General features: G+C 67.6%; 10 protein-coding genes. 5 read left to right on the forward strand and 5 right to left on the reverse strand.

Annotation, left to right across the window (positions count from 1 at the left end):
• The 3 genes from ACRDPN_RS00390 to ACRDPN_RS00400 all read right to left on the reverse strand — a co-directional run.
• The coding region (locus tag ACRDPN_RS00390) for a sigma-70 family RNA polymerase sigma factor (RefSeq protein WP_431445335.1) at window positions 1-692 on the reverse strand (692 nt) is incomplete at its 3' end.
• Between the two features lie 92 nt (window positions 693-784).
• Window positions 785-2,941 (reverse strand): S9 family peptidase, encoded by a 2,157-nt coding sequence (locus tag ACRDPN_RS00395; RefSeq protein ID WP_431445336.1) that lies wholly within the window; start codon window positions 2,939-2,941, stop codon window positions 785-787.
• Entirely contained in the window at window positions 2,938-4,269 is a 1,332-nt protein-coding gene (locus ACRDPN_RS00400; protein ID WP_431445337.1) for a DNA polymerase IV, read from the reverse strand. Before ACRDPN_RS00400 ends, ACRDPN_RS00395 begins: the two co-directional genes overlap by 4 nt.
• Window positions 4,270-4,379: 110 nt before the next feature.
• Between ACRDPN_RS00400 and ACRDPN_RS00405 the strand changes: the two genes are divergently transcribed.
• The 4 genes from ACRDPN_RS00405 to ACRDPN_RS00420 all read left to right on the forward strand — a co-directional run bounded on the left by ACRDPN_RS00405 (window position 4,380) and on the right by ACRDPN_RS00420 (window position 9,202).
• A complete protein-coding gene (locus ACRDPN_RS00405) occupies window positions 4,380-5,378 on the forward strand; it encodes a DUF4192 domain-containing protein (protein ID WP_431445338.1) in 999 nt (332 codons plus the stop codon).
• A 172-nt stretch (window positions 5,379-5,550) separates the two neighbouring features.
• Window positions 5,551-7,041, forward strand: a complete 1,491-nt coding sequence (locus tag ACRDPN_RS00410) for a glutamate-cysteine ligase family protein (protein WP_431445339.1) — start codon at window positions 5,551-5,553, stop codon at window positions 7,039-7,041.
• A gap of 162 nt (window positions 7,042-7,203) precedes the next feature.
• Window positions 7,204-8,721 (forward strand): RNA polymerase sigma factor, encoded by a 1,518-nt coding sequence (locus ACRDPN_RS00415; RefSeq protein WP_431445340.1) that lies wholly within the window; start codon window positions 7,204-7,206, stop codon window positions 8,719-8,721.
• Between the two features lie 70 nt (window positions 8,722-8,791).
• The gene (locus ACRDPN_RS00420) at window positions 8,792-9,202 is read left to right on the forward strand and encodes a nuclear transport factor 2 family protein (RefSeq protein ID WP_431445342.1); all 411 of its coding nucleotides are present in this window, start codon (window positions 8,792-8,794) and stop codon (window positions 9,200-9,202) included.
• 92 nt (window positions 9,203-9,294) lie between these two features.
• Here ACRDPN_RS00420 and ACRDPN_RS00425 read toward each other — a convergent pair whose 3' ends face one another.
• Window positions 9,295-9,525: a DUF7455 domain-containing protein gene (locus tag ACRDPN_RS00425; protein ID WP_431445369.1), complete on the reverse strand. Its 231-nt coding sequence runs from the start codon at window positions 9,523-9,525 to the stop codon at window positions 9,295-9,297.
• Between the two features lie 237 nt (window positions 9,526-9,762).
• On the opposite strand from ACRDPN_RS00425, the gene ACRDPN_RS00430 reads away from it, so the two are divergent.
• Entirely contained in the window at window positions 9,763-11,829 is a 2,067-nt protein-coding gene (locus ACRDPN_RS00430) for a DNA gyrase/topoisomerase IV subunit B (protein WP_431445343.1), read from the forward strand.
• Between the two features lie 13 nt (window positions 11,830-11,842).
• On the opposite strand, the gene ACRDPN_RS00435 is transcribed toward ACRDPN_RS00430, so the two are convergent.
• Entirely contained in the window at window positions 11,843-12,754 is a 912-nt protein-coding gene (locus tag ACRDPN_RS00435; RefSeq protein ID WP_431445345.1) for a hypothetical protein, read from the reverse strand.
• Between the last annotated feature and the right edge of the window lie 3 nt (window positions 12,755-12,757).

Here is a 12,757-nt window from a genome sequence, read left to right on the forward strand (position 1 = left end):
CGGGCGATGAGGTCGCCGAGTGAGGTGTCGCCGTCCTCGTCGACAGGCGTGTCGAGGCTGACGTGGTCACGTCCCCACGAGAGCAGGTCGATGACCCGGTCGACATCCATGTCGAGCTCTGTGGCGATCTCGTGCGGCTCTGGCTCGTAGCCGAGCTGACGCTCCAGGTTGCGGCGCGCTGCTGTGACCTGGTTGAGCTCCTCGACGACGTGCACGGGGAGGCGGACGACCCGGGCCTGCTGCGCGATGCCGCGGGTGATGGCCTGACGGACCCACCAGGTGGCGTATGTGGAGAACTTGAAGCCCTTGACGTAGTCGAACTTCTCGACTGCACGGATGAGGCCGGTGTTGCCCTCCTGCACCAAGTCGAGCATCGGCATCGCCGAACGTCCGTACTTGCGGGCGATCGAGACGACGAGGCGCAGGTTGGCCTGGACGAACTCCTGCTGCGCGCGTTCACCCTCCTCGGCGATCCACCGCAGCTCCTCCTCGGAGGCACGCTTGGGCGCTCCGCCCTTCGCGCGGCCGATGCGGCCCTCAGCGAGCAGGTGACGGGCGTACAGACCGGCCTCGATCGTCTTGCTGAGCTCGACCTCCCGAGCAGCGTCGAGCAGGGGGGTGCGAGCGATCTCGGACAGGTACATGCCGACGCTGTCCTTGCCCTCGATGCTCTCGGTCTTCGTGACGGTCATGAAACGCCTCCAAAACGGTGTCGATACTGGTGCAACGCCGCAGGTGGCCCGCTGATTCCGCTCTCAGTGTGTTCTTAGTTGCACTCTTGTCGTTACACGTGGCGCGTTCCGGTGTCGATGATCCAGGCCAGCTCCCAGGCTCGCTCCCGCCAGGCCGCGTATCGACCGCTGACACCGCCGTGACCGGCGTTCATCTCGGTCTTGAGCAGCAGCGGAGCGTCGCCGGTGGCGGTGGCGCGCAGCCGCGCCACCCACTTGGCGGGCTCGACGAACAGGACGCGGGTGTCGTGCAGGCTCGTGACCGCGAGGATGGCGGGGTAGTCGCGGGCCGCCACGTTCTCGTACGGCGTGTACGACTTCATGTAGGCGTAGACATCGGGGTCGTGGAGGGGGTCGCCCCACTCGTCCCACTCGATGACGGTGAGCGGTAACGACGGGTCGAGGATCGACGTGAGCGCGTCGACGAACGGCACGCTGGCCACGATGCCGGTGATGGCCTGTGGCGCGAGGTTCGCCACCGCGCCCATCAGCAGGCCACCGGCGCTGCCGACCTCGGCGATGAGGCGATCGGCCGACGTCCAGCCTTCGTCGGCGAGATGTCGTGCCGCTGCCACGAAGTCGGTGAAGGTGTTCTTCTTGTGCAGGAGTCTGCCCTGCTCGTACCAGCTCCGGCCGAGCTCGCCGCCGCCTCGTACGTGGGCGATCGCGAACACGAAGCCGCGGTCGAGCAACGACAGCCGTGGCACCGACATGCCGGGATCCATGCTCGCCTCGTACGACCCGTATCCGTAGAGCAGGGCCGGGGATCGCCCGTCCCGCTGCGTGCCGGCTCGACAGACGATCGACACCGGGACCTGCGTGCCGTCGTCGGCGGTGGCCCAGCTGCGGTGCTGCTCGTAGTCGTCCGGGTCGTAGCCGCCGAGCACGGGCGCCTGCTTGCGAAGGATCAGCTCGCCGGTGGCGACCGCGTAGTCGTACACGGTGGCCGGCGTGACGAACGAGCCGAATCCCACCCGCACGAGTGGCTGGTCCCACTCGGCATTGGCTCCGACGCCGGACGTGAACAGCTCCTGGCCGAAGTCGATCTCGTGTGGATCCGCGAGCCCGTTCGGGGCCTCGTCGTCCAGGAGCGTGACTGCTATGCGGGCGATCGCGTCGCTCCGGTAGGAGACGACGAGCTGACGTGCGAACACGTCGACGTCCTCGAGCCGGATGTCGTCGCGGTGGGGGATGAGCACGGTGGGATCGTCGTAGGGTCCGTCGACGGGGACGCCGACGAGCTCGAAGTTGAGGGCGTCGCGGTTGTGCAGCAGCAGGAAGACATCCTCGCCGCGGAGTCGAGCGTGCTCGAGTGAGTACTCGACGCCGCTGACGCGCGGCAGGACGATGCGGAACTCGCCCTCGGGGTCGTCGGACTCGAGCACCCGCACCTCGCTGGTGACCTTTGACGACGATCCGATGACGAGGTAGCGCTCGGACTGGGTGCGTCCGACACCGGTGAAGAAGCGCTCGTCGGTCTCCTCGTGCACCAACGTGTCGTCACCGGTGGCGCCGAGCTCGTGCCGCCACACGCGGAACGGCCGCCAGGCGTCGTCGACGGTCGTGTAGAAGAGGTGAGTCGCATCGGCGGACCACGTGACGCCTCCACTCGTTCCTGTGACGGTGTCCGGGAGCAGCTGGCCCGTGCGCAGATCCTTGACGCGGATCGTGTAGCGCTCGTCGCCGACCGTGTCGACCGACCAGGCCAGCAGGGTGTCGTCGTCGCTGAGGCTGAAACCGCCGAGAGAGAAGAAGTCGTGGCCCTCCGCCTCGGCGTTCGAGTCGAGCAGGACCTGCTCATCGTCGATCGTGCTTCTGGCTTCGAGCGCGGGCGGGTCCCACGACGAGACGTCACCGATGGGACACCGGCACCTGATCGCGTACTGCTGGCCCTCGACGGTGCGCGAGTAGTACCACCAGTCGCCGTGCCGCACCGGAACCGACAGATCGGTCTCGAGGGTGCGGGAACGGATCTCCTCGAAGATCTGCTCGCGCAGATCGGCCAGGTGTGCCGTCTGCTGCTCGGCCCAGGCGTTCTCGGCCTCGAGGTAGGCGATCGTGTCCGGATCCTCGGCGTCGCGGAGCCACTCGTACTCGTCGACGACCTCGTCGCCGTGGTGACGGCGAACGACCGGACGGCGCTGTGCCACTGGAGGCTGGGCCACTGGAGGTTGGGCCACCGAGGGTTGGGCGACGGGAGGCTGACTCATGTCTCGACCGTATCCGGGGCGCAGGAGTCCGGACCGCCGTACCCAGGTGTCAGGACGGCATCGTTCTCGGCGAAGGTGTGGACCGGTCCGGGTGGCGTGAGGCGGGTCTCGAAACGCACCGTGACGCGTCCGAGGCCGGCGCCCCACACCCATCCGTCGCCGTGCTGGGCGTGGTGGACGTCCTGGCCGGGGTACCAGCGCACGGACCGTTGCCGGGGACGGAGCTCAGGCTCGGCGTCGCCGCTCCGGTCCGCCTCGTCGGGCTCGGTGAACAGGTCGTCCTGAACCCAGTCGGCGAGGCCGCTGACACCGACTCCGAGCAGCCGGAGCCCACCGGCGAGATCGACGCCGTCGAGAAGGCCGCGTGCCGTCTCGGCGAGCAGTCGCGTGCTGTCGGTGGGTGCTCGCAGGGTGCTCGACCTGGTGTGCGTCTCGAAGTCGTGGTGTCGCACCTTGAGCGTGACCGTGCGGCCGGACAGGCCGTGACGGCGCAGCCGTTCCCCGACTGCGCGCGACATGCGGTCGACCTCCTGCGTCAAGAGGATGCGGTCGGTGATGTCGTGCTCGAAGGTGTCCTCGACGCTCACCGACTTCGTCTCCCGCTCGGCCACGACCGGACGGTCGTCGATCGCCCGGGCCAACTTCCAGAGCGACGCTCCCGCCGAGACCCCGAGCAGCCGGACGAGCTCGTCCTCGCTAGGGGCGCGAAGGTCCTCGACCGTGCTGATGCCGACACGCCGCAGTCGCTCGGCCGTAGCCGGCCCGACGCCCGGAATGGCCGTGGCCTGCATCGGGCCGAGCACGTCAGACTCGGTGCCGGGGGCGACGAGAAACATGCCGTCGGGCTTGTTGATCTCGCTGGCGATCTTGGCCATCAGCTTCGAGGAGGCGACGCCGACCGATGCGGTCAGTCCGTGGGTGAGGTCGGCGATGTCGGCGCGGATCCCGCCCACCACGTCGACGATGCGATCGGGATCGAACGTGGGGGATGCGGCGAGGTCGACGAACGCCTCGTCGAGCGACAGCGGCTCGACGAGCCCGGACTCCTCGCGCAGACGTTCCATGACGAGGCGGCTGGCCTCTCGGTAGGCCTCGAAGCGCCCGCCCAGGAAGGCCGCGTGCGGACACCTCGCGCGGGCCTCGGCGGTGCGCATGGCCGACCGCACTCCGTGCACGCGGGCCTCGTAGGACGCCGTGGCCACGACACCGCGCGGACCGATGCCACCGACGATGACCGGCTTGCCCCGCAGCGACGGCTTGTCGCGCTGCTCGACGGACGCGAAGAAGGCGTCGAGGTCGAGGTGCATGATCGACGCCGTGGACCGCATGGCGCCATTCTGACCTGTGTCGTGGCGACGTCGTCGTCCACATGGGGTCGCCGTCCACAGGTTCTCGCGGGGCAACTGACGCGAGGGCGTGAGCCGACGATGGTGGCGCGATGACGCATGACATTCCGGTGTTCACGGCCCACGACGTCCCCGACCTCATCAACACGTTGCCGGCGTTGTTCGGCTTCACGCCGGAGGACTCCGTCGTCGCCATCGCCGCGTCCGGACCACGCCACCGCCTCGGCTTCCGGATGCGCATGGACATCCCGGCCGAGCGACACATCGACGTGGCGGCCGAGCAGGTCGTGGCCCACCTCGCTCACCAGGGAGCCGAGGGCGCGATCATCCTCGCGGTCACGCCACAGCGCGACATCGCCGCGCGTCTGGTTCCGGCCATCGAGAACCGCCTGGGCAGCATCAGCCCCGTCGTCAGCGCGTGGGCGGACGGTGAGCGGTACTGGACCACGTTCGACGACTGCCACCCGAACGGCGTTCCTTACGAGACGTCCGGGCACCACCTGGCGGTCGTGCAAGCCATCGCCGAAGGTCAGGAGATCCTGCCGAACCGTGCCGCGGTCGCGGCGAAGCTCGAGTCCGTGTCCGGTCAGCGGCGTCGCTGGCTGGACATTGCCACCGAGAACGTCGCGGCGCAGATCGCGGCCTCGCTGAGCACCAACCCCGATCGGACCGTCGTGGAGGTGGGTATGACGGACCTCGCGCCGGCCTTGGCCGCAGCACAAGCGCGTCGGCGACTCACGGACGAACAGGCGCTCCGACTCGCCGTCTGGGCGACCACCATCCCGGTGCGAGACGCGCTCTGGGCGCTCATCACGCCGGACCGGGCGTTGGACATGGTCGGACTCTGGTCGCACGTGGCGCGGTGCGCCCCACCGATGTTGTCGCCGCCGTCTCTGACCCTGGCCGGCTTCGCGTCGTGGCTGTCCGGAGACGGCGCGCTCGCCCTCATCGCGGCCGAGCGTGCGCTCGCCATCGATCGCTACTACACGCTGGCCGGGTTGCTTCTGCGGATGCTCGAGGGTGGGGTCCCGCCGTCGTCGTGGCGGCCTTTCCTTCTCGGGGAACGCGCCTCTGCCCAATCGGCACCCTAAGGGCGCGCTTCCCTGTCCGGTCCGGGCTCGCGTCACGCCGAATCCCGACCGGCGGCGTTCTCGTCAGTCGCCGCACAAGACCAGGCCGCCTCCTTCCTCGGCCTTGCCGGATCGGGCCCGGCGTACCGCTCACTTCCGAACCGGACAGGGAAACACGCCCTAGTCTTGGCCCATGGGTCAGGACGTCGACGACCGAGAGTTCACCCGCGAGGACCGCACGCGCTACCGCGCCAAGGTGCGTCGATGTCTCGACGTGTTCGCCCGGATGCTCAGTGACCACGATTTCTCGGTCGAGCACCCGCATGTGGGCGTTGAGATCGAGTTCAACCTCGTCGACGATCACGGCGACCCCGCCATGAAGAGCGCCGAGGCGCTCGAGGCGATCGCCGACGAGGACTTCCAGACCGAGCTCGGTCTGTTCAACATCGAGATCAACGTGCCACCACGGCGGGCCGCCGGGTCGGGCCTCACCGAGCTCGAGGAGGCGGTCCGCCAGGACCTCAACATCGCCCAGTCGCGTGCCAGGAGCGTCGGGACCAACCTGATCATGATCGGCATCCTGCCGACGCTGCGACCTGAGCACCTGGCGCGTGAGGCGATCGCGCCGAACCCGCGCTATCACCTGCTGTCGGAGCAGATCCTGGCCGCGCGAGGCGAGGACATCGAGATCGTCATCGACGGTGTCGACCGGCTGGACACCACGGCCGACACGATCATTCCCGAGGCGGCCTGCACGAGCACCCAGCTGCACCTGCAGGTGGAGCCCGACGACTTCGCTCCGCGGTGGAACGCTGCCCAGGCGATCGCCGGTGTGCAGGTGGCGGTGGGGGCCAACTCGCCGTTCCTGCTCGGTCGCCACCTCTGGCACGAGACGCGCATCCCGCTGTTCGAGCAAGCCACTGACACGCGGAGCGAGGAGCTGAAGGTCCAGGGGGTTCGGCCGCGGGTCTGGTTCGGCGAACGCTGGATCACCTCGGTGTTCGACCTGTTCGAGGAGAACGTGCGGTACTACCCGGCACTGCTCCCGATCGTCGACGACGAGGACCCGGTCGAGGAGTTCGAGGGCGGCCGGGTGCCGAACCTGCCCGAGCTGCGGCTGCACAACGGCACGATCTACCGCTGGAACCGGCCCATCTACGACACTCCTGACGGCCGTCCGCACCTGCGCATCGAGAACCGGCTGCTGCCGGCGGGTCCGACCCTCGTGGACACGATGGCGAACGCCGCGCTCTTCTACGGCCTGGTGACGGTGATCGGGTCGAGCGACCGTCCGCTGTGGTCACAGCTGTCCTTCCGGGCGGCAGAGGACAACTTCCACCAGGCCGCTCGCACCGGCATCGACACCGAGCTCTACTGGCCGTCAGTGGGCACGGCGCCGGTGCGCGAGCTGGTCCTGCGCCACCTCCTGCCGCTCGCGCACTCGGGGCTGGAGCAGATGGGTGTCGACGTCGAGGTGCGCGACCGCCTGCTCGGCGTGGTCGAACAGCGGTGCATCACCGGACGGAACGGCGCCACGTGGCTGATCGACGACTTCGAGCACCGTCTGGAGGCCGCGGCCGGAGACCGCCTCTCGGCCATGAAGGACACCACTCGGCGGTACCAGGAGCTCATGCACCGCAACGAGCCGGTGCATGGATGGCCCACCGGTGGCGGCGACGACTGAGCCTGTCGAGGTCCATACCGGGAGGTGTGGACAGGCGTGGCACACTTGTCCCAGAGGTTGACCACAGGCCTCATTGTTGCGCCCTTCTACCGATCTGTGAGGTTGATCGTGCCGGTGAACCCTGCCGCTGGATCTCGCCTTCGCTCCGCAGTTTCACGTCGATTGCCCGTCGGCAAGGCCGCGGACGACAAGAAGCCCGCAACGCCGGCCAAGAAGCCCGCATCGCCGGCCAAGAAGCCGGCCGCCAAGAAGTCCTCGCCCAAGAAGACCCCCGCGAAAACAGAAAAGACTGTGACCACGTCCTCATCTGCGAAGGCCGCCAAGAAGTCCACCGCGACTACGGCCGCCAAGACGAACTCGACCAAGTCCGTGACCAAGAAGGCTCCCGCCAAGAAGACAGCGCCCGCTGCCAAGGCACCTGCGGCGAAAAAGGCTCCGGCCAAGAAGGCGCCGGCGGCCAAGAAGTCAGCGTCCGCCAAGAAGGCACCCGCGAAGAAGGCACCCGCCAACAAGGCTGCGAACGCCAAGCCGGATGTTGCCGCGGCCGTCGACGCCGTCGACATCGCCGAAGTGCTCGAGGTCCCGGCGGTCGACCCGGGCACCGTCATGGTCGACGCCCAGGGCAAGAAGGTTCTGCCGGACATCCCGGACGAGGAGTTCGAGAAGGACCTCAAGAACGACCCGACGCTGAAGGAGGACGAGGAGTCCAGCTTCACGCTGTCGGCCGCCGATGAGAGCGATGAGCCGGTCCAGCAGGTGCTTGTCGCCGGCGCCACCGCCGACCCGGTCAAGGACTACCTCAAGCAGATCGGCAAGGTTTCCCTGCTGACCGCGGGGGAGGAGGTCGAGCTCGCCAAGCGCATCGAGGCCGGCCTGTTCTCGGAGGAGAAGCTCGGCAAGGGCGGACGTATCTCCGCCAAGATGACCGAAGAGCTCGAGTGGATCGTCATCGACGGTCGCCGCGCCAAGAACCACCTCCTCGAGGCCAACCTCCGACTTGTCGTCTCACTGGCCAAGCGCTACACCGGTCGCGGCATGCTTTTCCTCGACCTCATCCAGGAGGGCAACCTCGGCCTGATCCGTGCGGTCGAGAAGTTCGACTACACCAAGGGCTTCAAGTTCTCCACGTACGCCACGTGGTGGATCCGTCAGGCCATCACCCGTGCGATGGCCGACCAGGCCCGCACGATCCGCATCCCGGTGCACATGGTCGAGGTCATCAACAAGCTCGCCCGCGTCCAGCGCCAGATGCTCCAGGACCTCGGTCGTGAGCCCACGCCCGAGGAGCTCGCGATCGAGCTCGACATGACGCCGGAGAAGGTCGTCGAGGTCCAGAAGTACGGCCGCGAACCGATCAGTCTCCACACGCCCCTCGGCGAGGACGGCGATTCGGAGTTCGGCGACCTCATCGAGGACTCCGAGGCCATCGTTCCCGCCGACGCAGTCTCGTTCACGCTCCTGCAGGAGCAGCTGCACGCCGTGCTCGACACGCTCTCCGAGCGCGAGTCCGGTGTCGTCTCGATGCGGTTCGGACTGACCGACGGCCAGCCCAAGACCCTCGACGAGATCGGCAAGGTCTACGGCGTCACCCGCGAGCGCATCCGCCAGATCGAGTCCAAGACCATGAGCAAGCTGCGCCACCCGTCCCGCTCCCAGGTGCTGCGCGACTACCTCGACTGACTCGGGCCCGCGCTCGAGAGGTCCTCGCAGATCGAGCACGAACCGACCGCGCCATGCGTAGGTTGAACGCATGATGGACGATGCGGCTTTGCTCGAGGCCTTGCGGCGACACTGGGAAACCGGCGGCGGCAAGGACCCGGATGTCGAGCAGGAGATCTACCACGACGACGCCGTGCTCGAGTTCCCGCAATCAGGTGAACGCTTCGAGGGCGTCAAGAACTTCCGGGAGTGGCGAGCCATGTATCCCGCCGACCTGAAATTCCACATTCGCAATATCACTCGCAGGGACGACTTGGTGGTGGCCGAGAACCTGATCAGCTACGACGGCCGTCCGTGGATGTTCACCGTCAACCTCATGTACTTCAGTGGCGAGAAGATTGTTCATGAGCGGATCTACATCATGGACGGGTGGGAAGCGGCGGATTGGCGTGCCCGGTGGCGCTCCGAGACGCCGGCGGACCCGCCTCCCGGACCTCCCTGACCGGTCCGAGCCCAGGAATTGACGACCGGGTGGAGCAAGCCGAACGCCCCGTCCGGATGGACGGGGCGTTCGTACGTGCTGGGGGAGGAGGGTCAGATCTCCTCGGCCGGCGCGGTGGCCGGGACATCGGCCAGCTTCTCGGTCTCGTCGTGGATGGCGATCGCCACCTCGCGCAGCTTGTCCTCGTGCTGACGGGCGTGGTGAGCGCAGAAGAGCAGCTCGGCGTTCTCGGACAGCTCGACGCGGACGTACGCCTGGGCACCGCAACGATCGCAACGATCGGTCGCGGTCAGACCTGGGAGCTGGGCTAGTGCCGTCACGATGACCTCTTCTCAGAATTTGGCGATGACGTCTGGAACAACATCCTTTCACGGGGTGCTATTCCTCGCGTCCCGAGGTGACATATGACATACATACTCCCGACACCGTCCAAACCGAGGTAGCCACACCGATCCGCAAAGCGTGTCAGGGGCAGGCGTCGGGACCTCGCCGATATCCTGAGGGCGCTGGGGAATCACCTCCGAAGGTCCCCTCCACGCCGCGGAAAGGCCAACTCGTCGATGTCGACCTATGACGCCCGCAACCTTCTCGTTCTCGAGGGGCTCGAAGCGGTCCGCAAGCGTCCCGGCATGTACATCGGGTCCACTGATACCCGTGGGCTCATGCACTGCCTGTGGGAGATCATCGACAACGCCGTCGACGAGGCGTTGGGCGGGCACTGCAAGAACATTCTCGTGGTGCTGCACGCCGACCACTCTGTCGAGGTCGTCGATGACGGCCGTGGCATCCCGGTCGACACCGAGAAGAAGACCGGGCTGTCCGGGGTCGAGGTCGTCTACACCAAGCTCCACGCCGGCGGAAAGTTCGGTGGCGGCTCCTACGTCGCCACCGGGGGACTCCACGGGGTGGGCGCCTCCGTGGTCAACGCGCTGTCGGCGCGTCTCGACGTCGAGGTCGACAAGGACGGCGCCACCTGGGCCATGTCGTTCCGTCGTGGCATGCCGGGGGAGTTCACCGGCGACGGCCCCGACGCCGACTTCGTGGACGGCAACGACCTGCGCAAGCTCAGGAAGGTGAAGAAGGGTGTCTCGGGCACGCGGGTGCGGTTCTGGGCCGACCAGCAGGTCTTCATCAAGGGCGCAGACTACAGCTACGACGAGCTCGTCGTGCGGGCCCGCCAGACGTCCTTCCTGGTGCCGGGCCTCGAGATCGTCATCCGCGACGAGCGCCCCCGAGAAGGCACCGACGAGCTCGTCACCGAGACGTTCCGCCACGACGGCGGCATCACTGAGTTCTGTGACTTCCTGGCACCCGACGCGGCCGTCACCGACGTCGTGCGGCTGCAGGGCGATGACTCGTTCACCGAGACGGTGCCGCTGCTCGACGACAAGGGCCACATGACGCCGCAGGAGGTCACCCGCGACCTCGCGGTCGACATCGCGCTTCGCTGGGGCACCGGATACGACACCGAGGTCCGTTCGTTCGTCAACATCATCGCCACGCCCAAGGGCGGCACCCATGTCCAGGGGTTCGAGCGTGGCATCACCAAGACCTTCAACGAGGTGCTGCGCACCAGCCGCCAGCTCAAGCAGGCCGACGACGACGTCATCAAGGACGACGTCCTCGAGGGTGTGACTGCTGTCGTCACGGTGCGCCTGGCCGAGCCGCAGTTCGAGGGTCAGACCAAGGAGGTCCTGGGCACGCCCCCGGTCACCCGGCTGGTCAACAAGGTGGTCGCGCGCGAGCTCAAGTCGTTCCTCACGTCCACAAGGGCCGCCCAGAAGTCCAAGGCCCGGCTCGTCATGGACAAGGTCGTCAGCGCCAGCCGCACGCGCATCCTGGCGCGGCAACAGCGCGACACCCAGCGGCGCAAGAACGCCCTCGAGTCGAGCGCTCTCCCGGCCAAGCTCGCCGACTGTCGCTCGTCCGACGTCGACCGCAGCGAGCTGTTCATCGTCGAGGGCGACTCGGCGCTCGGCACCGCCAAGTCGGCGCGCGACTCGGAGTTCCAGGCGCTGCTGCCGATCCGCGGCAAGATCCTCAACGTCCAGAAGGCCAGCGTCGGCGACATGCTCAAGAACGCCGAGTGTTCGTCGATCATCCAGGTCGTGGGTGCCGGTTCGGGCCGTACATTCGACCTCGACACCGCACGCTACGGCCGCATCATCTTCATGGCCGACGCCGACTCCGACGGGGCACACATCCGCTGCCTGCTCGCGACGCTGTTCTTCCGCTACATGAGCCCGCTTGTCGCCGAGGGGCGGGTGTACTCGGCGGTTCCGCCGCTGCACCGCATCGAGCTCGTGAACCCCAAGAAGGGACAGGAGAAGTACGTGTACACGTACTCCGATCCCGAGCTGCAACGCACCCTCGCCGACCTCAAGCGCCGCAACGTCCGCTGGAAGGACCCGATCCAGCGCTACAAGGGCCTGGGGGAGATGGATGCGGACCAGCTGGCCGAGACGACCATGGATCCGCGCCACCGCACGCTACGGCGGCTCACCGTCGACGACGCCGAGCAGGCTGCGGCGATGTTCGAGCTGCTCATGGGCAACGACGTCGCTCCCCGCAAGGAGTTCATCGTGCAGAGTGCCTACGAGCTGGACGCCGACAAGATCGACGCGTGATCCACGAAGGTCCTCAGGGCTTGGCGTGGCCCCGCGTCACCAGGACGTACTTGCCCACGAGATTGCCCAGCAGCGCGCCGGAGCCGACGTCACTCGGCAGCTCGAGTCCGGCGTAGAGGGCGGCCAGGTCGACCTGCTGCTCCATCCACGCGTACTGGTCGTTGCGGTAGGGGGAGAGCTTGCCGAGGTACGTGCGGGCCGCGGCGCTCATGGTGGACTGCGTCGACGGGTAGGAGCACGAGCAGTCGTCACGGGCCGGTTTCGTTGCGCCGCTGCACGGCTTCGGCTGGCTGGCAGCCGGGCTACCGGAACGGTCCTGTCCGGCCGAGGCGACCTCGGACGCGAGCTTGAGCACAGTCTTGATCTCGGTCTCAGTGGGTTCGTCGTCCGTCGTCGACCGCAACGAGAGCTGTTCGGACGTGAAGGACATCCAGACGTCCTGGCAGCCGTGGTCGTTGAGCCACCGGGCGGCGCGGTTGCCGGCGGCATCTCGTGACGATGTGAGCTGCTTGACCGTGGCCTGCTCGGTCTGACGCTGAACGGTGGACGGTTCCGCCGGGAGCTGTGCGGCCGCCCACGAGACGAATCCGTCGTCGGCCTTCCCGGTGCCATTCGCTGCGAACCAACGCTTGATCAAGGTGTTCGCCTGAGCCTTCTGGTCGCCGATGACGCCGCGGACCTCCTTGAGATCGCCGGCCTCCAGCAGCGCCGGCGCAGGATCGCCGGCCAAGGGGTCTTTGGTGGGCTGGGCCTCAGGCTTCGACGTCTTGGTGGGGGCGGGCGTCGTCGCCGTCTTGACCACCGGGTCCTCGTCGACCGTGATGGGCAGGATCTTGTCGCCGGTGAACCCGACCAGCATCGCGAGGAGGGCGAGGATCGAGATGAAGGCGTAACGAACCGATCGAGTGCGCGCGTCCTGAGCCATGGG

This window comes from Aeromicrobium sp. (genome assembly GCF_050700635.1).
Taxonomy (GTDB): domain Bacteria; phylum Actinomycetota; class Actinomycetes; order Propionibacteriales; family Nocardioidaceae; genus Aeromicrobium.

Excerpts from the sequence above, each read along its gene's own strand:
- ACRDPN_RS00395 (WP_431445336.1), bottom strand. The coding sequence starts at position 2,941 with ATGAGTCAGCCTCCCGTCGCCCAACCCTCGGTGGCCCAACCTCCAGTG.
- ACRDPN_RS00400 (WP_431445337.1), bottom strand. The coding sequence starts at position 4,269 with ATGCGGTCCACGGCGTCGATCATGCACCTCGACCTCGACGCCTTCTTC.
- ACRDPN_RS00405 (WP_431445338.1), top strand. The coding sequence starts at position 4,380 with ATGACGCATGACATTCCGGTGTTCACGGCCCACGACGTCCCCGACCTC.
- ACRDPN_RS00410 (WP_431445339.1), top strand. The coding sequence starts at position 5,551 with ATGGGTCAGGACGTCGACGACCGAGAGTTCACCCGCGAGGACCGCACG.
- ACRDPN_RS00420 (WP_431445342.1), top strand. The coding sequence starts at position 8,792 with ATGATGGACGATGCGGCTTTGCTCGAGGCCTTGCGGCGACACTGGGAA.
- ACRDPN_RS00430 (WP_431445343.1), top strand. The coding sequence starts at position 9,763 with ATGTCGACCTATGACGCCCGCAACCTTCTCGTTCTCGAGGGGCTCGAA.
- ACRDPN_RS00435 (WP_431445345.1), bottom strand. The coding sequence starts at position 12,754 with ATGGCTCAGGACGCGCGCACTCGATCGGTTCGTTACGCCTTCATCTCG.